This is a genomic window from Nocardia sp. CA-135953 (assembly GCF_050955735.1).
Classification (GTDB): domain Bacteria; phylum Actinomycetota; class Actinomycetes; order Mycobacteriales; family Mycobacteriaceae; genus Nocardia.
In genome coordinates this window covers 5,027,103-5,049,873 of the sequence record NZ_CP192082.1, presented here as the reverse complement: position 1 = coordinate 5,049,873, position 22,771 = coordinate 5,027,103, and the positions used below count along the sequence as shown (strand labels likewise).

At 67.0% G+C, this 22,771-nt stretch carries 21 protein-coding genes; all 21 read left to right on the top strand.

Annotated features, from left to right (window positions below; all coding sequences use genetic code 11):
• Positions 1-25 precede the first annotated feature (25 nt).
• A complete protein-coding gene (locus tag ACQPXH_RS23195; protein ID WP_387295035.1) occupies positions 26-466 on the top strand; it encodes an SAV_6107 family HEPN domain-containing protein in 441 nt (146 codons plus the stop codon).
• A gap of 122 nt (positions 467-588) precedes the next feature.
• Positions 589-1,011: a DUF3040 domain-containing protein gene (locus ACQPXH_RS23190; protein WP_062988705.1), complete on the top strand. Its 423-nt coding sequence runs from the start codon at positions 589-591 to the stop codon at positions 1,009-1,011.
• Between the two features lie 450 nt (positions 1,012-1,461).
• The gene (gene mraZ, locus ACQPXH_RS23185; protein WP_433598612.1) at positions 1,462-1,893 is read left to right on the top strand and encodes a division/cell wall cluster transcriptional repressor MraZ; all 432 of its coding nucleotides are present in this window, start codon (positions 1,462-1,464) and stop codon (positions 1,891-1,893) included.
• Positions 1,894-2,101: 208 nt separating this feature from the next.
• Positions 2,102-3,079: a 16S rRNA (cytosine(1402)-N(4))-methyltransferase RsmH gene (gene rsmH, locus ACQPXH_RS23180; protein WP_433603554.1), complete on the top strand. Its 978-nt coding sequence runs from the start codon at positions 2,102-2,104 to the stop codon at positions 3,077-3,079.
• Positions 3,076-3,891 (top strand): hypothetical protein, encoded by an 816-nt coding sequence (locus tag ACQPXH_RS23175; protein WP_433598611.1) that lies wholly within the window; start codon positions 3,076-3,078, stop codon positions 3,889-3,891. Before rsmH ends, ACQPXH_RS23175 begins: the two co-directional genes overlap by 4 nt.
• 2 nt (positions 3,892-3,893) lie before the next feature.
• Entirely contained in the window at positions 3,894-5,819 is a 1,926-nt protein-coding gene (locus tag ACQPXH_RS23170; protein WP_433603553.1) for a peptidoglycan D,D-transpeptidase FtsI family protein, read from the top strand.
• Between the two features lie 103 nt (positions 5,820-5,922).
• Positions 5,923-7,794, top strand: coding sequence for a Mur ligase family protein (locus tag ACQPXH_RS23165; RefSeq protein WP_433598610.1), 1,872 nt, complete (start codon positions 5,923-5,925; stop codon positions 7,792-7,794).
• Complete coding sequence (locus ACQPXH_RS23160) at positions 7,791-9,377, top strand: UDP-N-acetylmuramoyl-tripeptide--D-alanyl-D-alanine ligase (protein WP_433598609.1); 1,587 nt, start codon at positions 7,791-7,793, stop codon at positions 9,375-9,377. Before ACQPXH_RS23165 ends, ACQPXH_RS23160 begins: the two co-directional genes overlap by 4 nt.
• Complete coding sequence (mraY, locus tag ACQPXH_RS23155; RefSeq protein ID WP_387294933.1) at positions 9,374-10,450, top strand: phospho-N-acetylmuramoyl-pentapeptide-transferase; 1,077 nt, start codon at positions 9,374-9,376, stop codon at positions 10,448-10,450. The genes ACQPXH_RS23160 and mraY overlap by 4 nt, the downstream gene beginning before the upstream one ends.
• Positions 10,451-10,499: 49 nt before the next feature.
• Positions 10,500-11,945, top strand: coding sequence for a UDP-N-acetylmuramoyl-L-alanine--D-glutamate ligase (murD, locus tag ACQPXH_RS23150; RefSeq protein WP_433603552.1), 1,446 nt, complete (start codon positions 10,500-10,502; stop codon positions 11,943-11,945).
• Positions 11,942-13,441, top strand: a complete 1,500-nt coding sequence (ftsW, locus tag ACQPXH_RS23145; RefSeq protein WP_433598608.1) for a putative lipid II flippase FtsW — start codon at positions 11,942-11,944, stop codon at positions 13,439-13,441. The genes murD and ftsW overlap by 4 nt, the downstream gene beginning before the upstream one ends.
• Positions 13,438-14,565 carry an undecaprenyldiphospho-muramoylpentapeptide beta-N-acetylglucosaminyltransferase gene (gene murG, locus ACQPXH_RS23140; protein WP_433598607.1) on the top strand — a complete coding sequence of 376 codons (1,128 nt, stop codon included), beginning with the start codon at positions 13,438-13,440 and terminating at the stop codon, positions 14,563-14,565. The genes ftsW and murG overlap by 4 nt, the downstream gene beginning before the upstream one ends.
• Positions 14,566-14,885: 320 nt before the next feature.
• Positions 14,886-16,325, top strand: a complete 1,440-nt coding sequence (gene murC, locus ACQPXH_RS23135; protein ID WP_433603551.1) for a UDP-N-acetylmuramate--L-alanine ligase — start codon at positions 14,886-14,888, stop codon at positions 16,323-16,325.
• A 6-nt stretch (positions 16,326-16,331) separates the two neighbouring features.
• A complete protein-coding gene (locus tag ACQPXH_RS23130; RefSeq protein ID WP_433598606.1) occupies positions 16,332-17,024 on the top strand; it encodes a cell division protein FtsQ/DivIB in 693 nt (230 codons plus the stop codon).
• A gap of 322 nt (positions 17,025-17,346) precedes the next feature.
• Positions 17,347-18,582: a cell division protein FtsZ gene (gene ftsZ / locus ACQPXH_RS23125; protein WP_433598605.1), complete on the top strand. Its 1,236-nt coding sequence runs from the start codon at positions 17,347-17,349 to the stop codon at positions 18,580-18,582.
• Positions 18,583-18,769: 187 nt separating this feature from the next.
• Positions 18,770-19,465 carry a peptidoglycan editing factor PgeF gene (gene pgeF, locus ACQPXH_RS23120; protein ID WP_433598604.1) on the top strand — a complete coding sequence of 232 codons (696 nt, stop codon included), beginning with the start codon at positions 18,770-18,772 and terminating at the stop codon, positions 19,463-19,465.
• On the top strand, positions 19,462-20,211 hold the full coding sequence (locus ACQPXH_RS23115; protein WP_433598603.1) for a YggS family pyridoxal phosphate-dependent enzyme: 750 nt from the start codon (positions 19,462-19,464) through the stop codon (positions 20,209-20,211). The genes pgeF and ACQPXH_RS23115 overlap by 4 nt, the downstream gene beginning before the upstream one ends.
• Before the next feature lie 105 nt (positions 20,212-20,316).
• Positions 20,317-21,093, top strand: a complete 777-nt coding sequence (locus ACQPXH_RS23110) for a cell division protein SepF (RefSeq protein WP_387294952.1) — start codon at positions 20,317-20,319, stop codon at positions 21,091-21,093.
• A gap of 89 nt (positions 21,094-21,182) precedes the next feature.
• Entirely contained in the window at positions 21,183-21,473 is a 291-nt protein-coding gene (locus ACQPXH_RS23105) for a YggT family protein (protein ID WP_040688811.1), read from the top strand.
• Between the two features lie 80 nt (positions 21,474-21,553).
• On the top strand, positions 21,554-22,417 hold the full coding sequence (gene wag31 / locus ACQPXH_RS23100; RefSeq protein WP_433598602.1) for a DivIVA-like cell division protein Wag31: 864 nt from the start codon (positions 21,554-21,556) through the stop codon (positions 22,415-22,417).
• 87 nt (positions 22,418-22,504) lie between these two features.
• The gene (locus tag ACQPXH_RS23095) at positions 22,505-22,705 is read left to right on the top strand and encodes a hypothetical protein (protein ID WP_040688662.1); all 201 of its coding nucleotides are present in this window, start codon (positions 22,505-22,507) and stop codon (positions 22,703-22,705) included.
• The last annotated feature ends 66 nt before the right edge of the window (positions 22,706-22,771 follow it).

The following is a 22,771-nucleotide window of genomic DNA, read 5'->3' as shown; positions in this document are numbered from 1 at the left end:
GGTGAGCGACTCGGAGGGACGGCTGATGTCTGGTCGGATCGAACACCCGGGGCAACCCGGCAAGGCGGGCAAGCTGCTGCAGCGGGCGGACGGCTTGCTGATGCAGGCGGCGGGGGAACACGACCCGCGCGAACGTTTTCGGACCGCGTATCTCGCCGCGCTGCGCGGTGCCGGGGCCGTGCTCGCGTTCACCGGGGCAGACGCAGCGCCGCGGGCGCGCTCGCGCAATGCCTGGGTGCTGATGCAGCGCGCCGCGCCCGAATTCGTCATGTGGGCCGACTACTTCAGCGCCCGTTCGGAGATCAGGGCGGCGCTGGAGGCGGGGTTGGATCGCAATGTGGATGATCGGCAGGCCGACGAGTTCTATTCGCGGGTGGGCGCATTCCTGCACGACGTGGAAGATCTGGTGAATGCCGGGGCTCGATTGCGTCCCGCGCCGGGCTGGTCCGGCGGTATGACCGCTTAGTTATCGGCGAGTAGGTGGTATGGCACTGATCGAACTCGTATCATTGGTGGCAGATAGCCGACCTTGGTTATCTGTCGCCTACCCGGAGGCGACAGCCACATCCTAGTGCCGGGGGAGGTACCGTGCCACTCTCCGAGCACGAGCAGCGCATGCTCGAACAGATCGAGAGCGCGCTCTATGCTGAGGATCCGAAGTTCGCGTCGTCCGTTCGCGGCGGACGCCTTCGCTCGACCTCGAGTCGTCGCAGACTCCAGGCCGCGGCCCTGTTCGTCCTCGGCCTGTTTCTACTTGTCGCCGGCATAGCCGCTCCGGTGAAGCTCGGCGACTTTCCGATCATCAGCCTGATCGGATTCATCGTGATGTTCGCCGCGGGCGTGCTGTTGCTGCTCGGCAGTTCCAAGGGCATCGCCAAGGGCGACCGGTCGGGCAATGCCCAATCCGGTGGCGCGAGTGGCGGATCGGGCGGACGTGGGCGAGGGCGCAAGTCCGGTGGTTTCTCCGAGCGTATGGAGGATCGGTTCCGCCGCCGCTTCGATCAGGAGTAGCGCACCCGTAGCCGGACACCTACATATCTAACGCGCCGCCGCACCGAACAGGTGCGGCGGCGCCTTTTCGTGCGTGAACCACCCGGCTGCTGAAGGGGCGCCGCGCGCGGTCCCCCACAGCACCCCACGATCTTCCCCCACAACCTCCCACCGCCTGCCTCCGCGCCGCCCCCGTTACCGGCCGAAACCTGGGGAACCAGGACGTTTGCTGGTAGTTGTCGGGCGCCCGTCTCGCGGAGTGGCGCGTGTCGCCAGAACACGGAAAAAGTTCTCCACCACAGTGATAGCTGAGATGACCTGCGTAATCGACGACGCGGGGAGCCAGATCACCTCGAGTTTCGATTGAAAGTGGGGGAAAGTGGGGTAATGTGGAGCGCGCACAAGAGGAAGGGCATACATCCGAGGTGATCGTGCTCCCCGTACCACGGGGTTGATCCGGGAGGTAGCGGGTTGTTTCTCGGTACCTATACACCTCGGCTGGATGACAAGGGGCGACTGACGTTGCCTGCGAAGTTTCGAGACGATCTGGCGGGAGGGTTGATGGTCACGAAGGGTCAGGACCACAGCCTTGCCGTATATCCCAGGGAAGAGTTCACCGCTCTCGCACGGCGAGCCGCGGCGGCATCTCGAAGCAATCCGCAGGCGCGCGCGTTCGTCCGGGCACTCGCGGCCGGTACGGATGAACAGCGTCCGGACGCCCAGGGCCGGATCGTGTTGTCGGCCGATCATCGTCGCTACGCGAACCTTTCGCGGGATTGCGTGGTGATCGGATCGGTCGACTTCCTCGAGATATGGGATAAGCAGGCGTGGGAGTCCTACCTCGCCGAGCACGAGGAGGACTACGCGCAAGCGAGAGATGAGTCGCTGGGCGGAATCTTCTAGCCCTGAGCGAACGAGTGCCACGCGGCCTCTGCCCGGACGCGCGGACCCTGACGTACTTCCCCGACGCCAGGTGCCGAGGCTCCGGTCAGAGACCCCGCGGCATTCGTATTTTCGAAAGTAGCTGTGTAACAAGGCGACCCCGCAGCGAGTGATCCCACTGACACGGCTCGATGCGCGACGACGCGAGGCAGGATTCCGGGAGGTCGAGGTGAACCGTGAACAGGACGGTCCTCGCCATGTTCCGGTTCTGCTCCAGCGGGCCGACGCGCTCCTCGGTCCAGCACTCGCCGAACCCGGCGCGGTATACGTCGACGCCACATTGGGTTTGGGCGGACACGCCGAACACTTCCTCCGCACCTACCCGAATATCCACCTCGTCGGACTCGATCGCGATACCCATGCGCTGGCACTGGCCGGCGAGCGATTGGCGCCGTTCGCGGACCGAATCACCTTGGTGCACATCCGATATGACGGAATCGCGGCCGCGCTGAAGCAGGCCGGATTGCCGACCACGGGATCGGTGAGCGCCATCCTGATGGATCTCGGCGTGTCCTCGATGCAACTAGACGAGGCCGAGCGCGGCTTCGCCTACTCTGTCGACGCGCCACTGGATATGCGGATGGATCCGACCACCGGCATCACCGCCGCCGATGTGCTCAACACCTACAGCCACGGTGATCTGGCGCGCGTGCTGAAAACCTATGGTGAGGAACGCTTCGCGGGCAAGATCGCATCCGAAGTGCTGCGCCGTCGGCAGCAGAAGCCGTTTCGCACGAGTGCCGAATTGGTCGAATTGCTTTATGCCACAATACCGGCCGCCACCAGGCGGACGGGCGGTCATCCGGCCAAGCGGACCTTTCAGGCGCTGCGGGTCGAGGTGAACGGCGAGCTCGACTCGCTGCGCGCCGCCCTGCCCGCCGCTCTGGACTCGCTGCGGGTCGGTGGCCGGATCGTGATCATGTCGTATCAGTCGCTCGAGGATCGGGTGGTCAAACAGGAGTTGGCGCCGCGCACGACATCGCGGACACCGGTCGACCTGCCGGTCGAATTGCCCGGTATGGGACCGGAATTCAAGTTGCTGACCCGGGGCGCCGAGAAGGCGACCGAACAAGAGATCGAAGAGAACCCGAGGGCGGCGCCCGTGCGGATGCGCGCGGCGGAGAGAATCCAGGAGGGGACAGCATGAGTGTGCGCACGCGTACCGTCGAGGCGCCGGGCCGGATCGCTCGCCGGGTTCAGGCCGCCGAGCGGGTGAAATCGGGTGCCGCACAACGGGCCTACGCCAAGCGTCGGATGCGGGCCGAGCAGTCGGGGGACCAGCACGATCTGCCGAAGCAGCGCGCATCGGCGATGGCTTCGCGAATTCCGTTCGTGGCGGCCATCATTGCGCTGCTCGGCTGCGGTCTCGCGCTCACTCTGCTGCTCACCACCCGTTCGGCGGAGGACAGCTATCAGCTCGGGGATGCCAGAGCGACCAACCGCAAGCTGGCCGACGAACGCGCGGCACTGCAGCGCGAGGTCGAAGCCGCCGACTCCGCGCCCGAACTCGCCGCCAGGGCCCGCGAACTCGGAATGATCCCGGCCAAGGATCCGGCCCGGCTGGTGATCGGACCGGATGGCGGGGTAACGGTGATCGGCAACCCGACTCCTGCGCAGGGCGCGCCGGTGCCGCCGCTGAACAGTTCGCCCGCAACGCCGACCGTCCCGCCGACGGGCAATGCCCAGGCCCGCGGTGAACGATTGGTTCCGGTGACGACCGCGCCGACCGCGCCGCCCACCCAGTCGAATACCGGCCGGCCCGCGAACGCCGTTGCGGGACAGGCGAGTCCGACGCCCAGCCGGACACCGGCGGGCCCGGCGCCGGCGCCGAGTCAGGTCGCGCAGGCTCCGGTGGAGACACCGCAACCGGAAACTCCGCAGCCCGTACCGGCGCAAGCTCGAGCGCCGCAGTCCGAGACGCCCCAACCAGCGCCCTCCCCTGACGAGGGCGCCCGATGAGCATGCGGCAGACCAGGCCCGCGTCGCGTCAGCGTCGCGGACCGTCGGCATCCAAGGCTGGCTCTACCAGAGCCTCCGGGACATCGAGGACGGCAACCGCGTCCAGACCGCGGACGGCCGCCCCGGATCGGCCGCTGCGCCTGCGTCTCGGTGTCGGGCGGGTGATCATGCTGATCGCACTGGCGGTCGTCGCGCTGCAATTGCTGTGGGTGCAGAGCATTTCGGCGCCCAGCCTGTCCGCGCAGGCGGCCAGTCAGCGCACTACCCACGAGCCCGAGTACGCCACCCGTGGGCCCATCACCGACCGCAACGGAAAGTCCCTCGCGATCACGCTGAGCGCGCAGGCGCTGACCTTTCAGCCGGTGGTCGTGCGCAAACAACTCACCGATGCGAAGGAGAAGTCGCCCAAGGCTCCGGATCCCGATGAGCGGCTCAAAGCGATCGCCAAGACCATCCACGACAAGATCGGCAAGGACGCGCCCGCCGAATCGGCACTGTTGGACAAGCTGAAGAGCGATACGGACTTCGTCTATCTCGCCCGCAATGTCGATCCGCGCATAGCCTCCGATATCAAGGTGCAATTTCCCGAGGTCGGCGCCGAGCGCCAGGATGTGCGCGATTATCCGGGCGGCTCGCTGGCCGCCAATGTGCTCGGCACCACCGGCTGGGACGGACACGGCCAGATGGGCCTCGAATCGTCGCTGGATTCGCTGCTGGCGGGTACCGACGGCTCGCAGACCTACGACCGCGGTTCCGACGGTGCGGTCATTCCGGGCAGCTGGCGCGATAAGCAGCCTGCGGTGAACGGCTACTCGGTCCAACTGACCCTGGACTCGGATCTGCAGTACTACGTGCAGCAGCAGGTGCAGCAGGCCAAGGAGATGTCCGGCGCGAACGCGGCCTCGGCCGTCGTGCTGGATGCGAAGACCGGCCAGGTGCTGGCGATGTCGAACGACAACACCTTCAACCCGGCGCTGGGACCGCAGCATTGGGGCAATGCCGAGATGCAGAACCCCTCGGTGCAGGACCCCTTCGAACCCGGTTCGGTCAACAAGATCGTGACCGCGGCCGCGGCCATCGAATACGGCTTGACCAATCCCGACGAGGTGCTGCAGGTGCCCGGCGAGATCCGGATGTCCGGGGTCACCGTGCACGATGCCTGGGAGCACAGCACTTTGCCGTACACCACCACCGGCATCTTCGGTAAGTCCTCCAATGTCGGCACGCTGATGCTGGCGCAGCGGGTCGGCGAGGACCGGTTCGCGGATATGGTCAACCGCTTCGGGCTCGGGCAGCGCACCGGTGTCGGATTGCCCGGTGAGAGCCCGGGCCAGGTGCCGGCCCGCGACCAGTGGTCCGGCGGTACTTTCGCGAACCTGCCCATCGGACAGGGCATTTCGATGACGACCCTGCAGATGACCGGGATGTACCAGGCCATTGCCAATGGCGGCGTGCGGATTCCGCCGCGCATCGTCAAATCCGAGACCGCACCGGACGGCACCCGCACCGAGGAGCCACAGCCCGATGGTGTGCGCGTGGTGAGCGAACAGACCGCGGCGACGCTGCGCACCATGTTCCAGGCGGTCGTGCAGCGCGATCCGACGGGTGTGCAGACGGGGACCGGTGGGTCCGCGGCGATCGACGGCTATCAGGTGGCGGGCAAGACCGGCACCGCCCAGAAGGTCGACCCGAGCTGCCGCTGCTATTCGACTTCGTCGTTCTACATCACTTTCGCCGGTATGGCTCCCGCGGACAACCCGCGCTACGTCATCGGCCTGATGCTCGACGCGCCGATTCGCAGTTCCGACGGCAGCGGTGGCGGGTCGGTGGCGCCGCTGTTCCACAACATCGCCTCCTGGGCGCTGCAGCGTGACCGTATCCCCCCTTCATCCGAGCCGTCGCGACGGTTCGTTCTGCAGGCTTCATAAGATTGGAGCCGCGTTGCCCGGCGGTGAGCCGACGTCGGTAACCTGACTCGACGTTCTCGCCTTTCCTATAGATCCACCCAGTTAGATCCACCCAGTCCCGTCCATGCCGATTCCCGAGAGGAGTCCTGTGCCCGCGCAGTCCAGCCAGCACGTGCTCCGGCCGACCCATCCGCGGTCGACGTCGTTGTCCGCCGTACTGGCCATGACCGGTGCCGGCTCGTCGCGAGCCGACCTCGCGCAGATCCAGGTCACCGGCATCGAGCAGCGCTCGCATGCGGTGCAGCCGGGTGATCTGTTCGCCGCACTGCCGGGCGCGCAGGCGCACGGCGCACGTTTCGCGCGCGATGCCGTCGAACGGGGCGCGGTCGCGGTCTTCACCGACCCCGCGGGCGCCGAACTGGCCGGTGAGCTCGGCGTGCCGGTGCTGGTGCGCGAGCAGCCCAGGTCGGTGCTCGGCGAGCTTTCGGGCGCGCTCTACGGCAATCCGTCCGGGCGGCTGCACATCGTCGGTATCACCGGCACCTCGGGCAAGACGACCACTGCGTATCTGGTGGAGGCCGGGCTGGCCGCCGGCGGCCTGTCCACGGCGCTGATCGGCACCATCGAGACCAGGATCGGCGGGCGCCGGGTGCCGAGCGCATTGACCACGCCCGAGGCGCCGCAGCTGCACGCCATGTTCGCGCTGATGGTCGAGCAGGGTGTGGATGCGGTCGTCATGGAGGTTTCCAGTCACGCGCTGGCGCTGGGCCGGGTGGACGGTGTGCGCTTCGCGGTGGGCGCGTTCACCAATCTCTCCCAGGACCACCTGGACTTCCACGCCGACTTCGAGGATTACTTCGCCGCCAAGCGCAGGCTTTTCGAACCGGAGTCGCCGGTCGCCGCACGCACCTCGGTCATCTGCGTCGATGACGAATGGGGACGGCGCCTCGCCGCCGATCTCACGGATCCGATCACCGTATCCACCCACGGTCCCGGCACGTGGCAGCTCACCGGCGAGGTGTCCGCGCACGGCGGCGAGCAGGAGTTCACCGCTGCCGGACCGGGGGCGAATGTCGATATACGCCTGCGGCTTCCGGGCCGCTACAACGTCGCCAATGGACTGCTCGCGGTCGCGGTGTGCACCGCCGCTGGAGTGGAGCCCGCCGTCGCCGCGCCAGCACTGGCCACCGTCGACGTGCCGGGCCGGATGCAGCGGATCGAGCGCGGACAGGACTTCCTCGCGATCGTCGACTACGCGCACAAGCCCGCGGCGGTGGAGTCGGTGATCGCCACGCTGCGCGGTCATCTGGCGGCGGGAGCGACGCGCCCGGAGGAGGTAGCGGAGCGTGGCCACGGAGGACGCCGCGAGCGCCGCGAATCCAATACCGCGGCCGATACCGGTGGTCGGCTGGCTGTGGTCGTCGGCGCGGGCGGCGACCGGGACGCGGGTAAGCGCCCGCTGATGGGTGCGGCCGGTGCGCGCGGCGCCGATCTGCTGATCATCACCGACGACAATCCGCGCAGCGAGGATCCCGCCGCGATCCGCGCCGCGCTGCGCCGAGGCGCGCTGGCGGTCGCGGAGGCCGAACGCGGTGAAGTACGCGAAATCGGGGACCGGGCCGCGGCCATCGCCGCCGCCGTCGACTGGGCCCGTCCCGGCGACGTGGTGCTGGTGGCAGGCAAGGGACATGAGGCAGGGCAGGAGATCCAGGGCGTGAAGCATCCGTTCGACGACCGCGAGGTGCTCGCGGCGGCGTTGGAGCGACGGGACGGGGGCCCGCAGGACGACAACGCCGCGGGAGCGACGGGCCCGGAGGCGGTAGCGAAGCGTAACCACGAAGGGCCCCGCGAGCGCGGCCAATCCAACACTGCCGCGGGAGCGACGGGCCCGGAGGCGGTAGCGAAGCGTGACCACGTGGGGCCCCGCGAGCGCGGCCGATCCAATACTGAGCAGAGTCCGCAGGGGTCGGACGCGGAGGACATGACGGTTTCATGATCGAGATGACGCTGCGGGAGATCGCGGAGGTCGTCGGCGGCACGCTGCACGACGCTCCCGACCCGGAGGTGACGGTAACGGGTTCGGTCGAATTCGATTCGCGCCGAATCGGTTCCGGGGATCTTTTCCTTGCCCTGCCCGGTGAACAGGCCGACGGTCACGACTATGCGCAGGCTGCCGTCGACGCCGGAGCGGTCGCGGCGCTCGCGGCCCGTCCGGTGGGCGTTCCCGCGATCGTGGTGGCCCCCAGTCCGGGTACCGTGCCCGCGAAATCCGTTGCGCTGGCCGGTGATTCGGACGGGTCCGGTGCTGCGGTGCTGGCCGCGCTCGCTACGCTCGCCCGGGTGAGCGTCGAACGTCTTTCCGCAGCAGGCGGACTCACCGTGGTCGGGGTGACCGGCTCATCGGGTAAGACCTCGACCAAGGATCTGCTCGCGGCCGTGCTCACGCCGTTGGGTCCGGTCGTCGCGCCGCCCGGATCGTTCAATAACGAACTGGGCCATCCGTGGACCGCACTGCGCGCCGATGCCCACACCCGCTTCCTGGTACTGGAACTGTCCGCGCGCGGTCCCGGCCATATCGCCGCGCTCGCACAGGTCGCGCCGCCGAAGATCGGTGTCGTACTCAATGTGGGCACCGCCCATCTCGGTGAGTTCGGCAGTCGCGAGGCGATCGCGAAGACCAAGGGCGAACTCGTCGAGGCGTTGCCGTCGACGGGTCTGGCCGTACTCAATGCCGACGATCCGCAGGTGGCCGCGATGGCCGTACGCACCAAGGCCCGCGTGGTGACGGTCGGCCAAGCGGGCAATGCCGAAATCCGCGCCACCGATGTACATCTCGATGTCGAGGCACGCGCGGGGTTCACGCTGCACACAAGTAAGGGCAGCATCCCGGTGCGGCTCGCCGTGCACGGCGAACACCAGGTCGGCAATGCGCTGTCCGCCGCCGCCGTCGCACTCGAATGCGGTGCGGACCTCGAAACCGTCGCGCAGGCACTCGGCGGCGCGCATGCCGCATCGGCCCGCCGCATGGATGTGCGGACCACCGCCGACGGCATCACCGTCGTCAACGACTCCTACAACGCCAATCCGGATTCGGTCCGCGCCGCGCTCAAGGCGCTGGTGACCATGTCGCGTGCGGGCGACACCCCGCGCCGCAGCTGGGCCGTACTCGGCGAAATGGGTGAACTCGGTGAGGAATCCGTCATCGAACACGACCGGATCGGCCGCCTCGCGGTGCGCCTGGATGTCTCACGGTTGATCGTGGTCGGCACGGGAAGGCCATCCCACGCGATGCACCAGGGCGCGGTAATGGAAGGCTCGTGGGGCGAGGAGTCGATCCTCGTGCCCGATATCGGCGCGGCCGTCGCGCTGCTCGACAAGGAGGTCGAACCGGGCGATGTGGTGCTGGTCAAGGCATCCAAGGCGGTCGGACTGTGGGCGGTCGCCGAACATTTGACCAGCGCGGAACGTGCGGGAATCAGTCGGGGTAGCACGGAGGCGCCAGGCGTGAGCGAGCGAACCAAAGGCACAGCGGCCATCGGCCGAACGACGGAGCCGAGCCTCAGCGAGGCTGAGTCGTGAGGCAGATTCTGTTCGCGGCTGGGATCGCTTTGGCGGTCTCCATCCTGCTGACGCCGCTGTTGATACGGATTTTCGCCAGGCAGGGCTTCGGGCAGGAGATCCGGGTCGATGGTCCGGCCAGTCATCAGGCCAAGCGCGGCACTCCGACCATGGGTGGTGTGGCGATTCTGGTCGGCATGTGGGCCGGCTACCTCGGCTCACATCTGATCGGTATCGGCTACGACGCCGACGGACCTTCCGCCTCGGGCATTCTGGTGCTCGGGCTGACCACCGCACTCGGTGTGGTCGGCTTCCTCGATGACTTCATCAAGCTGCGCAAGCAGCGCAATCTCGGTCTGTCGGCCGCGGGTAAATACGTCGGCCAGCTCAGCGCCGCGGTCCTGTTCGGCATCCTCGCCTTGCAGTTCCGTGGCGGCAACGGATTGACTCCGGCGAGCAAACATCTGTCCTATGTCCGCGATATCACCACGGTGTCGATGGGCGTGATCATCTTCCTGTGCTGGGTCTGTCTGCTGGTCGTGGCCTGGTCGAATGCGGTGAACCTGACCGATGGCCTGGACGGCCTGGCCGCGGGTTCGATGAGCCTGGTGCTCGGTGCCTACGTGATCATCACGTTCTGGCAGTACCGCAATGCCTGCGCGACGATCCCGGAGGCGGGGTGCTACAACGTGCGCGATCCGCTGGACCTGGCACTGGTCTGCGCCTCGGCCGCCGCCGCGTGTGTCGGCTTCCTGTGGTGGAATGCCGCGCCCGCCAAGATCTTCATGGGCGATACCGGTTCGCTGGCCCTGGGCGGCATGCTCGCCGGCCTGTCCATCACGACCCGCACCGAACTGCTGATGGTCGTGATCGGTGCGCTGTTCGTCGCGGAAACCGCCTCGGTGGTACTGCAGGTCGCGGTGTACCGCACAACCCGCAACCGGCTATTCAAGATGGCGCCGTTCCATCATCACTTCGAACTCAGCAAGTGGGCCGAGACTACGGTGATCATTCGGTTCTGGCTGTTGGCGGCGATGGCGTCGGCGGTCGGACTCGGCCTGTTCTACAGCGAATATCTCTCAGCGGTCGGGTGAAGTAGCGATGGTCGAACATTCTCCGCGGGCCCTGCGCACACCGGGGCCTATGCTCGAATTCCTGCGTGGCCGTGACGTTCTGGTGGCCGGATGGGGTGTGTCGGGTCGCTCGCTGATCGAACCGCTGCGCGATATCGGCGCGCGTCCGGTGATCACCGACGGCGGTGCCGCCGCATTGGCAGAGGCGGCCGGGCTCGGTCTGGACATCGCGACCTGCACCGAACTGGAAACCGCGGACTGGAGCCGCTTCGCACTGGTCATCACCAGTCCGGGCTGGCGGCCGGATTCGCCGGTGCTCGCCGCCGCGGTGACCGAGGGCACCCCGGTCTGGGGCGATGTCGAATTCGCCTGGTGGGTCGATCAGGCCAGGATCTACGGTCCGGTCCGTAAATGGCTGGTGGTGACCGGCACCAACGGCAAGACCACCACCACCTCGATGGTGCATTCGATCCTGCGCGCGGCCGGTATCGCCAGTGTCGCCTGCGGCAATATCGGACTGCCGATCCTGGACGCGCTGCGCCGCAATCCCGGTCCGCAGGTGCTGGCGGTCGAGTTGTCCTCGTTCCAATTGCATTGGGCGCCTTCGGTGCGGCCCGAGGCCGGTGTGGTGCTGAATGTGGCCGAAGATCACCTGGATTGGCACGGCGGCCTCGATGCCTACGCCGCCGCCAAGTCCAGGGCGCTCTACGGCCGAGTCGGTGTCGTCGGACTCGACGATCCGGTGGCCGCCTCGCTGGCCCGGCGCAGTAAGGCGCGCCGGACGGTCGGCTTCCGGATCGGTGTACCCGCCGACGGCGAACTCGGTGTCGTGGACGGCAAACTGCTCGACCGTGCCTTCACCAAGGCCGCGATCCTGGCCGAGGTCGGCGATATCAGCCCCAAGGGACCGGCCGGTGTCGCCAACGCACTCGCCGCCGCCGCGCTGACCAGGGCCATCGACGTGGCACCACAATTCGTGCGGGAAGGTCTCATCGAGCACAGGGTCGGTCCGCACCGGGCCGCCTTCGTGCGCGAGGTGTCCGGTGTCGAATTCATCGATGACTCCAAGGCCACCAACCCGCATGCCGCCCGCTCATCGATTCTCGGTCACCCGCAGGTGGTTTGGATCGCAGGCGGGCAGCTGAAGGGTGCATCGGTCGAGGATCTGGTCGAGGAGACCGCCGATCGCCTCGTGGCGGCCGTGCTGATCGGGGCCGACGCGCCGGTGATCGCGGCCGCATTGGCGCGACACGCGCCCGAGGTCCCGGTTGTCGAGGTCCGCGCGGGAGACCATGCAGGAATGGGTGACGCTGGGATCGATGGGGCTGCGAGCGCCGAGGCCGTGATGGCGCGGGCCGTGCGCGCTGCGGCCGAGTTCGCCCGCCCCGGGGACACTGTGCTGCTGGCTCCGGCCGCGGCCTCCTTGGACATGTTCGCCGACTACACCCACCGCGGGCGCAGTTTCGCCGCGGCGGTGGCCGCGCTGGAAGACGGTGACATCGGGCGGCATCTATGACCGAGACGACCCGGCGGAATCGGTTGGCGGCCACCAAGTTCGGCGCCTGGCTGGCGCGCCCGCTCGCGTCGTTCCATCTCGTCGTCACGATCGCGACACTGCTGACGGTGCTCGGTCTGGTCATGGTGTTGTCGGCATCGAGCGTCGAGGCGTATGTCGACGGCGGGTCGGCGTATTCGCTGTTCATCCAGCAGGCCATGTTCGCCGCGATCGGTGCGGTGCTGTTCTATCTGGCACTGCGGATTTCGTTGCGCCGACTGCGGCAATGGTCGTTTCCGCTGTTCGCGATCTCGGTGCTGGCGCTGTTGCTGGTGCTGATTCCCGGCATCGGCTCGGAGGTGCAGGGTGCGCGGCGCTGGTTCTTCCTCGGGCCGGTCTCGGTGCAGCCATCGGAGATCGTGAAGGTGACGCTGGTGGTGTGGGGTGCGCATCTGCTCGCCTCGCGTCGCTCGGAACAGGCCGGCTTGAAAGACATTCTGGTGCCGCTGGTGCCTGCCGGTCTGCTGGTGTGCCTGCTCGTCGTGCTCGAGCCGAACCTGTCCACCACCATCGCACTGGGCATCGTGCTCGCCGCACTGCTGTGGTTCGGCGGGCTGCCGGTGCGGCTGTTCGTCACCATCGCGATTTCGGGCATCATCGCCGCGGGCATCCTCGCGCTGTCCGCCGGTTATCGCTCGGACCGGATGCGCGCCTTCTTCAATCCGGGCGACGATCCGCAGGGCATCAATTATCAAGCGCGCCAGGCGTTGTACTCGCTGGCCGACGGCGGGATCTGGGGTCGCGGCCTCGGCCAGAGCCGCGCCAAATGGCAGTACCTGCCGAACGCGCACAACGACTTCATCTTCGCCATCATCGGCGAGGAACTCGGATTCCTCGGCTGCGCACTGGTTCTGGGCCTGTTCGCACTGTTCGTCTACACCGGCCTGCGCATCGCGAGCCGTTCGGTCGATCCATTCCTGCGGCTGCTCACCGCGACCGCGACGACCTGGATCACCGGCCAGGCGCTGATCAATATCGGCTATGTGGTCAACCTGCTCCCGGTGACCGGTCTGCAGCTGCCACTGGTTTCGGCGGGCGGTTCGTCGCTGGCGATCACCCTGTTCATGTTCGGCATCATCGCCAATGCGGCCCGGCACGAGCCCGAGGCGATTTCGGCGCTGCAGGCCGGGCAGGACGGCAGATTCAGCCGACTGCTGCGATTGCCCAAGCCTGAGGTGTACTCACCGGCGAAGGCAGACGCGGCCCGTGCCCGCTCGGCCGCGGCCAAGGCGGCCGAACGGGCCAAGGCCGAACGGGCCAAGGCCGACCGGGCCAAGGCCGACCGGGCACGGGCCGACCGGGCACGGGCCGCACTGCCGCAGGGGCGGCGCGGCCAGTCCGAATCCGGTCGACGCCGCGTGCCCGAGAGCCGGGGAACGAGTTCGCTGCGGGCGACCAGGGCATGGGAGCCGAACTATCCGATAAACCATGCGAGAGATCGGGGAAGACCCAGGTGAGTGCGGAGCGACCCCGCAAACCACTGTCGGTGATCGTCGCGGGCGGTGGTACCGCGGGACATATCGAGCCCGCGCTGGCCGTCGCCGACGCGCTGCGGCGACTCGATGATTCGATCCGGGTCACCGCACTCGGCACCGAACGCGGACTCGAGACCAAACTGGTGCCCGAACGCGGCTATCCGCTGGAGTTGATCCCGCCGGTGCCGTTGCCGCGCAAGCCGAGCGCGGATCTGCTGCGGCTGCCCGGCCGCGTCCGGGCCTCGGTGGCCAGGACCAGGGCGGTCATCGATGCGGTCGAGGCCGATGTGATCGTCGGCTTCGGCGGCTATGTCGCACTGCCCGCCTATCTTGCCGCGGGCCGTGGCGCGCTCGGCCGCAGGCGCGCGGTGCCGGTGGTGGTGCACGAGGCGAATGCCAAGGCGGGGATCGCCAATAAGGTCGGCGCCAGGCGCGCGGCCAGAGTGCTTGCCGCCGTACCCGATTCGGGTCTGGCCAGGGCCGAGGTCATCGGCATTCCGGTGCGCGGGTCCATTACCTCGCTGGATCGGGCCGCACTGCAGGCCGAGGCCCGTGCGCATTTCGGCCTGCCCGCCGAGGGACCGGTCCTGCTCGTCTTCGGTGGCTCGCAGGGTGCGGTCTCGTTGAACAAGGCGATCTCCGGCGCGGCGCCACAGCTGGCCGCGGCGGGAGTTTCGGTACTGCATGCGCACGGACCCAAGAACACCCTCGAGGTCGCGGAATCGGATGAGGGTGGGGCGCGGTATATCGCCGTGCCGTATCTTTCCCGGATGGACCTGGCCTATGCTGCCGCTGACGCGGTCGTCTGCCGATCCGGCGCGATGACCGTCGCCGAGGTGTCGGCGGTCGGTCTGCCCGCATTCTATGTACCGCTGCCGCACGGCAACGGTGAGCAGGAACTCAATGCCAGGCCGATCGTCCGTCAGGGGGGTGGCAGAATCGTCCCCGATGCCGAGCTGACCCCGAAATACGTGATCGACGAGGTGATACCTTTGCTGACCGACCACGCACGGCTGATCGAGATGAGCCTGTCCGCCGCAGGCGCCGGACACCGCGACGCCGCCGACGAGCTGGCGCGCATTGTCGTCGAGGTGAGCGGCCGGTGACCACGGGAGCCGATGCCACCGAATACGGGGCCGTCGGCGCCGCGGGAGCGGCGGGCCCGGAGGCGGTAGCGGAGCGTAACCACGAAGGGTCCCGCGAGCGCGGCCAATCCAACACTGCCGCGGGAGCGACGGGCCCGGAGGCGGTAGCGGAGCGTAACCACGAAGGGTCCCGCGAGCGCGGCCAGTCCAACACTGCTGCGGGAGCGACGGGCCCGGAGGCGGTAGCGGAGCGTAACCACGAAGGGTCCCGCGAGCGCGGCCAGTCCAACACCGCCGACGAGACGCGCTCGGCCCTGCCGCCCGAATTGGCACGCGTGCATATGGTCGGTATCGGCGGGGCGGGGATGTCGGGCATCGCTCGCATCCTGCTCTCGCGCGGTGGCTCGGTCTCCGGCTCGGATGCCAAGGAGAGTCGTGGTGTGCTCGCGCTGCGGGCCCGGGGCGCGCAGGTGCGCATCGGTCACGATGCCAGTGCCCTGGATCTGCTGCCCGGCGGCCCGACTGCGGTGGTCACCACCTACGCGGCCATCCCGAAGACCAATCCCGAACTGGTCGAGGCGAATCGGCGCGATATTCCGGTGCTGTTGCGTCCCGCCGTACTCGCCTCGCTGATGCAGGGACATCGCACGCTGCTGGTCTCGGGCACGCACGGCAAGACCTCGACCACCTCCATGCTGATCGTGTCGCTGCAGCACTGCGGATTCGATCCGTCCTTCGCGGTCGGCGGTGAACTCAACGAGGCGGGCACCAATGCCCACCACGGCACCGGCGAGATCTTCGTCGCCGAAGCCGACGAGAGCGACGGCTCGCTGCTGCAGTACGACCCGGATGTCGCCGTGGTGACCAATATCGAATCCGATCACCTGGACTTCTTCGGCTCCGATGAGGCCTATGTCCAGGTATTCGACGATTTCGCCGATCGCGTCGGCCCCGGCGGGCTGCTGGTGGTGTGTCTGGACGATCCCGGTTCACGGGCGCTGGCCGAGCGGGTCGGTGCGCGGTTGGCGGAGAAGAACGTTCGGGTTCTCGGCTACGGGTCGGGTGAGCTGTCCGACGCGCCGGTGCCGGTGGGCGTGCGGCTGCACAGCTGGGAGCCGCGCGATGTCGGCGGCTTGGCTCAGTTCCAGCTCGCCGATGAGGCCGCGCCGCGCACCCTGCGACTCTCGGTGCCCGGTCGGCATATGGCGCTCAACGCGCTGGCCGCGCTGCTCGCCGCACGCGCCGCCGGTGCGGATGTGGACGAAATCATCCAGGGGCTGGAGGGTTTCGGCGGTGTGCACCGCCGGTTCCAGTTCGTGGGCCGGGAAAACGGGGTGCGCGTCTTCGATGATTACGCCCACCACCCGACCGAGGTGCGTGCGGTACTCGGCGCGGCGGCGGAGCTGGTGCAGCAGGAGGCCCGCGACGGTGCCCGCTCCCGACAGGGCCGGGTCATCGTGGTGTTCCAACCGCACCTCTACAGCCGCACCGCCACCTTCGCCAAGGATTTCGGCGCGGCGCTGAGCCTTGCCGACGAGGTTGTCGTGCTCGATGTCTTCGGAGCGCGCGAGAAGCCGCTGCCCGGCGTCAACGGCGCACTCGTCGCACAAGCCGTCACCAAACCCGTGCACTACCAGCCGGATATGTCGCGGGTCGGTCGTCAGGTCGCGGGTCTGGCGCTGCCCGGCGATGTGGTGATCACCATGGGCGCGGGTGATGTGACGATGCTCGGCAGTCAGATTCTCGATGGCCTGCGCGCTCGTCCGCAATACGGGCGGTGACCCGCGATGCGAACCGCGGGTGACTGGTTCGACCGGGCACACCGGGGTCGCCTGCGCCTGTGGAGTTTGCTCGGCGTGTGCGTCCTTACCGTGGTCGGTGTACTGGCCTGGTTCACCCCGGTGCTTTCGGTGAGCACGGTCGAGATCGACGGTTTGGTGGCGGTGCCCGAGGAACAGGTGCGCGACAAACTCGAGATCCCGTCCGGCCGCTCGATGTTGCGCATCGACACAGATGCGATGGCCAGGCGGGTGGCGAGCATTCAGAAGGTCCGCACGGCACGGGTGCAACGCGTATTTCCGTCCACCGTCAAGGTAACGGTGGTGGAGCGCACGCCAGTACTGTTCTGGGACAGTCCGCAAGGCGCGCATCTGCTGGATGCGGAGGGTGTGGAGTTCGCGATCGAAGAGGCGCCCATCGCCGTTCCGAGGCTCACCACGGAACATCCTGGCGGCGACGATCCGGTCACCCGGGCAGCGGCCTCGGTTCTGTCGGTACTGCCCGTGGCGCTGGTCGTGCAAGTGGACGAGGTTGTCGCGCGGTCGATTTCGGATATTTCGCTGAACCTGCAGGACGGCCGCACGGTACTGTGGGGAGGAACTAATGACGCGGAACGCAAGGCGGCCGTGGTGATGCCGCTGTTGACCCGCGATGGAACGGTGTTCGATGTTTCGAGTCCGAATCTGGTCACGGTAAAGTGATCGATACCCATTGTGCCCAGGGGTTTTTCGATGGAACTGTGACCACAGTGGGAACAGCCCAGCGAGACCGGGGGTTCGGGGGCAACCGTTCACGATACGACGTGTTGCGCGGTGAGACGAGAGGGATCACACAAGATTCTGTCAGTCGTTTCGGCGCGCCTGCGCGTCTATCGCGGCGGCTGCGAATAGCGTTCCGCAGCAGTCGGATACTTGACATAACGCTAACCCTGTGGTTGAGGTTTAGAGTTTGCCCGGACTGTCACAGGCTGAATGTCGAGAACCCGAAAACGACAGACTTTAGATCGAAGGAAGGCGAGAGCCCATGACGCCCCCGCACAACTACCTTGCTGTGATCAAGGTCGTCGGCATCGGTGGCGGCGGCGTGAATGCCGTCAACCGGATGATCGAACAGGGACTCAAGGGAGTCGAGTTCATCGCGGTCAACACCGACGCGCAGGCGCTGCTGATGAGCGATGCCGACGTCAAGCTCGACGTCGGCCGTGAGCTCACCCGCGGTCTCGGCGCCGGTGCCGACCCGGAGGTCGGTCGCAAAGCCGCCGAGGATCACAAGGACGAGATCGAAGAGGTGCTCAAGGGCGCCGACATGGTCTTCGTCACCGCGGGTGAGGGCGGCGGCACCGGTACCGGTGGCGCACCGGTCGTCGCGAGCATCGCGCGCAAACTCGGTGCGCTCACCATCGGTGTGGTCACCAGGCCGTTCTCCTTCGAGGGCAAGCGCCGTGGCAACCAGGCCGAAGTGGGCATCAACCTGCTGCGCGAATCCTGCGACACGCTCATCGTCATCCCGAACGATCGGCTGCTGCAGCTCGGCGATGCGGCGGTCAGTCTGATGGACGCCTTCCGCTCCGCCGATGAGGTGCTGCTCAACGGTGTACAGGGCATTACCGACCTGATCACCACCCCGGGTCTGATCAACGTCGACTTCGCCGACGTGAAAAGCGTGATGTCCGGCGCGGGCAGCGCTTTGATGGGCATCGGTTCGGCGCGTGGCGAGGGCCGTTCGGTCAAGGCCGCCGAATCGGCGATCAATTCGCCGCTGCTCGAGGCATCGATGGATGGTGCGCACGGCGTACTGCTCTCGATCGCGGGCGGTTCGGATCTGGGTCTGTTCGAGATCAACGAGGCGGCCTCGCTGGTGCAGGAGGCCGCGCATATCGAGGCGAATATCATCTTCGGTACCGTCATCGACGATTCGCTCGGCGATGAGGTTCGCGTCACGGTGATCGCGGCCGGTTTCGACGGCGGCGGTCCGGCCAGGCGCACCTTCGAGGCGGGTCGCGGCGCGATCGGGTCGGGTCGGGCCGGCGAGATCGGCCAGACCAGCAGGGCCAGCGAGATCGCCGCGGCCGCACGTACCGAAACGGCTTCCGCCGCAGGTCAAACCGGCTCTACACGGGGTGCGGTGCCCAGCTATCGGGATTCCGAGCGGGCGCGCACGCTGGCCGAGCCGACGGCACACACTACGCGCTCGCATATCGAGCCGCCGGATTCCGATGACGACGACGATGTCGACGTGCCTTCGTTCATGCGCCGGTAGGTTATAAGCAAATCGCAAGGCGCGACTGGCACACTGGGCGGTATGCCCACGCAACACCTGATCTTGTACGTACATGGGTAACCCGTCGGGGACGCCCAGCGCCCAGCTGAGCACACGACCGCCGGTCCGCGACGGTGGTGCTGAGGCGCCCGAGGACCGGCAAAGGGTCCGGGGAGCCGTTCGCCGAGTGACGACCACGAGAGCGGGCGGTTTCTCGGCGCCGCCATACGATTCGTTCAATCTCGGGGATCATGTGGGGGACGACCCGGCATCCGTTCAGCGGAACCGGGACCGGCTGGCCGAGGGGATCGGCCTGACGCCGGATCGGCTCGTGTGGATGGAACAGATCCACGGGCGCAATGTCGAAATCATCGATGGGCCACCGGATGCGCCGGTGCCCGCCACCGACGCACTGGTGACAACCGTGCCGGGCCTGGCACTGGTGGTGCTCACCGCGGACTGCGTACCGATCCTGCTATCCGATGACGAAGCGGGGGTGATCGCGGCTGTGCACGCCGGACGAATCGGTGCGCGCATCGGCATTGTGCCGCGGGTATTGGACGCGATGGTTGCGGCCGGCGCCGGCATCGAGCGGATCGGCGCCTTCCTCGGCCCGGCCGCATCGGGTCGTCAATACGAGGTGCCCGCCGCGATGCGCGCCGATGTCGAGGCGCATCTGCCCGGCAGCGCGACAACCACCGCGCGCGGCACTCCCGGACTCGACCTGCGCGCCGGAATCAAAAGGCAGCTGATCGAAGCTGGAATCGGCGGGGTGGCCATCGATCCGCGCTGCACGATCGAGGACAAGACGTTGTTCAGTCATCGCCGCGGCGCACCGACCGGGCGCATGGCGGGTGTCATCTGGATACAGGCGGACGCATGAGTACGGAATCCGTTGCGGCCGAGGCCATGGACGGCCGGACCGCCGAACTCGCGGCGAATCTCGCCGATCTGAACAAGCGAATCGGCGCGGCTTGTCATTCGGCCGGACGTGATCCGGATTCGGTGCGGCTGCTGCCCGTGACGAAGTTCTTCCCGGCCACTGATATCGCCATCCTGCATCGCTTGGGCTGCAGGGAATTCGGCGAGTCCAGGGAGCAGGAGGCCACCGCGAAGGTCACCGAACTGGCCGGACTCGCGGATGTGCGCTGGCACATGATCGGCCGGCTGCAGCGCAACAAGGCTCGGATCGTCGCGCGCTGGGCACATGCGGTGCACTCGGTCGACAGCGAACGTCTGGCAACGGCCCTTGACACTGCGGCGCGGGCCGCCTTGGAGGTGGGGGAGCGCGGTGAACCGGTTCACGTCTTGATACAAGTGAGCCTGGACGAGGATCCGGGTCGCGGTGGTGTCGCTCCGGAAGAGCTTGTAGCACTGGCCGATCGGGTGGCCACCGCACCGGGACTGCAGCTCGCGGGCCTGATGGCGATTCCCCCGCTCGACGCCGTGCCCGACGACGCCTTTGCACGCCTTGCGCATTTGCACTCGCTGGTACGCGCGGACCATCCGAAAGCGACCGAACTCTCCGCGGGCATGTCGAGTGATCTGGAATCGGCGATCGAACACGGTTCTACCTGTGTGCGTGTCGGTACCGCCTTGATGGGCGCTCGACCGATAACCTCGGCGTAGCAAAGAAACCTCATCAGTCACATTCGACACATATGCTGGGACTGGAGAGGACTGAGCAAGACTTCAACACCCGGCCGCCACCGGGGCCGAAGGAAGGTCTATGAAATGAGCACGCTGCACAAGTTCAAGGCGTACTTCGGCATGGTTCCGCTCGAGGATTACGAAGACGACTATGTCGCCGAGCCGGCCCCCCGGGGTGTGGACGAGCGCGGCTCACGTCGTCCCCGGCCCCGTGACTATTCCGAGCGCGCCGGTTACGGCGCGGACCGCTATGCCGAAGACCGCTACGACGATGAGCCGGATTACCCTGAGCCGGCGTACAAGTCGCCGTACAAGGCGGGATACCCGGTGTCTCGGCGCGACGATTATGTCGACGAGCCCTATGTGGACGACCGCTATGACGCGCGGCCGCGTCCCACCAGGATCGATGCCGCGCCGGGCGCGTCCCGATTCCGTGCGGGCGGTAATGCGCCGATGCTGCGGGGAGCCACCAGGGGTGCGCTCGCCGTCGATCCCGAGGCCGAGGAGCGGCGACTGGAGGAGCGCGTGCGCCCCGAGCCCGCGCCCGCACGCCGGCCGGGGATCTTCGAGGACGGAGGTCCCTTGTCCAAGATCACGACGCTGCGCCCGCGCGACTACAGCGAGGCCCGCATCATCGGTGAGCGCTTCCGCGAGGGCAACCCGGTGATCATGGATCTGGTCGATCTGAGCAATGCCGACGCAAAGCGGCTGGTCGACTTCGCCGCCGGGCTCGCGTTCGCGCTGCGTGGCTCATTCGACAAGGTCGCGACCAAAGTGTTCCTGCTCTCACCGGCCGATGTCGACGTCTCGGCCGAAGAACGTCGCAGGATCGCCGAAACCGGCTTCTACAACCAGAAATAGCGCTGTGATCCGGGGGTTCTGTTAGACCCGTTGCGTATGGGGCGGTGTGGTCATTTTGCGCGACGCGGATTTTGGGGCAGAGTGAGGTCGTGGCCTTGTTTGCGGTGCTGTACTTCGTACTGTTCATCTTCTGGCTGTTGTTGATCAGCCGAGTGATCGTGGAGTTCATCCGCAGCTTTGCCCGAGACTGGCGCCCGAGCGGCTTCGTCGTCGTCATCCTCGAGGTGATCTTCACGATCACCGATCCTCCGGTGAAACTCCTGAGGCGGCTGATACCACCGGTGTCATTGGGAGGAATTCGGCTCGATCTGTCGATTATGGTCCTGCTTTTCGTCGTCTTCATCTCGATGACGTTTGTGGGCGGCCACGCCGACGGGTAGCCCTGGTGTGACAGAATGAACCGAGAAGATAGCTTGCTAGATCTGCTAGATCTCCAAAAGACGCGTGAAGGGATCCTTCCATGCCGCTGACCCCAGCCGATGTGCACAACGTCGCGTTCAGCAAACCGCCGATCGGAAAGCGGGGCTACAACGAGGATGAAGTAGATGCCTTCCTGGACCTCGTGGAGCAGGAGCTCTCGCGTCTGATCGAGGAGAACGCTGACCTGCGCCAGCGGGTTGCCGAACTCGATGCGGAACTGGCCGACGCCAAGAAAAATCGCGGTCCGGCCAATGCCGCCGCGGTGAAAGCACCGGTCCAGCAAGCCCCGCCGCCCCCGCCCGAGCCCATCAAGCCACCGGTGCAGCAGGCCCCCCCGCCGCCTCCGATGCCGGTCGCGGCACCGATAGCCAAGGATGCGCCGAGCGCCGATGCGAACCTGCAGGCCGCCAAGGTGCTCAGCCTCGCCCAGGAGATGGCGGACCGGCTGACCAGCGATGCGAAGCTCGAGGCGGAGAACCTGCTGTCCAATGCGCGGGCCAATTCCGAACGCCTGGTCGGCGATGCGCGAACCCGCTCGGAAGCGATGATCGCCGATGCGCGGCAGAAGTCGGATGCGATGCTGTCGGATGCCCAGACCCGTTCGGACAACCAGCTACGGCAGGCCAAGGAGAAGGCCGATGCGCTGCAGGCCGACGCCGAGCGCAAGCACACCGAGATCATGGCCACTATCACCCAGCAGCGCAGCGTGCTGGAGAGCCGGATCGAGCAGCTCAAGACTTTCGAGCGGGAATACCGCGTGCGGCTGAAGTCGTACCTGGAGTCCCAGCTCGAGGAGCTGGAGAACCGTGGCTCGGCGGTGCCGGTGGACGGTGGCGAGGCCTTCGTCGACGCCAATACCGCGAACAATCTCGCTCCCGCCTCGTTCGCCAAGGGCGCCAAGTAATCTCGTAGTAGAGAGATATCTCCGCTGTAGTTGCTATTCGAGTAGCTAGAGGTACGCCGAGCCGCCTGGCATGCCTAGGGGGTCAAAATGCTCGTATTGACGCTCGTCCTTGCGGCGATCGGGTTCGCCCTGCTAGTGGCCGCGCTGACCACCGGGTCTGTGCTGTGGGCCTGGGGGTGCATCCTTATCTGTATCGTGGGCGCTGTGCTGTTGCTGGTGAGCGCGCTTTCTATGCGCAGTTCGGACGGCGATGCCGCGCCGCCACCTGGTCGGCATGCCAAACGGTAATCGTTTGGGCCCGACAAACTGGTTTGACCGTCCTGGTTAGAATCAAACATGTAATCGGCGTAGATC

Coding starts and splice junctions, on each gene's coding strand:
- ACQPXH_RS23195 (WP_387295035.1), top strand. CDS start 26: ATGTCTGGTCGGATCGAACACCCGGGGCAACCCGGCAAGGCGGGCAAG.
- ACQPXH_RS23175 (WP_433598611.1), top strand. CDS start 3,076: ATGAGTGTGCGCACGCGTACCGTCGAGGCGCCGGGCCGGATCGCTCGC.
- ACQPXH_RS23170 (WP_433603553.1), top strand. CDS start 3,894: ATGCGGCAGACCAGGCCCGCGTCGCGTCAGCGTCGCGGACCGTCGGCA.
- ACQPXH_RS23165 (WP_433598610.1), top strand. CDS start 5,923: ATGCCGATTCCCGAGAGGAGTCCTGTGCCCGCGCAGTCCAGCCAGCAC.
- ACQPXH_RS23160 (WP_433598609.1), top strand. CDS start 7,791: ATGATCGAGATGACGCTGCGGGAGATCGCGGAGGTCGTCGGCGGCACG.
- murD (WP_433603552.1), top strand. CDS start 10,500: ATGCTCGAATTCCTGCGTGGCCGTGACGTTCTGGTGGCCGGATGGGGT.
- ftsW (WP_433598608.1), top strand. CDS start 11,942: ATGACCGAGACGACCCGGCGGAATCGGTTGGCGGCCACCAAGTTCGGC.
- murC (WP_433603551.1), top strand. CDS start 14,886: ATGGTCGGTATCGGCGGGGCGGGGATGTCGGGCATCGCTCGCATCCTG.
- ACQPXH_RS23130 (WP_433598606.1), top strand. CDS start 16,332: ATGCGAACCGCGGGTGACTGGTTCGACCGGGCACACCGGGGTCGCCTG.
- ftsZ (WP_433598605.1), top strand. CDS start 17,347: ATGACGCCCCCGCACAACTACCTTGCTGTGATCAAGGTCGTCGGCATC.
- ACQPXH_RS23115 (WP_433598603.1), top strand. CDS start 19,462: ATGAGTACGGAATCCGTTGCGGCCGAGGCCATGGACGGCCGGACCGCC.
- ACQPXH_RS23110 (WP_387294952.1), top strand. CDS start 20,317: ATGAGCACGCTGCACAAGTTCAAGGCGTACTTCGGCATGGTTCCGCTC.
- wag31 (WP_433598602.1), top strand. CDS start 21,554: ATGCCGCTGACCCCAGCCGATGTGCACAACGTCGCGTTCAGCAAACCG.
- ACQPXH_RS23095 (WP_040688662.1), top strand. CDS start 22,505: ATGCTCGTATTGACGCTCGTCCTTGCGGCGATCGGGTTCGCCCTGCTA.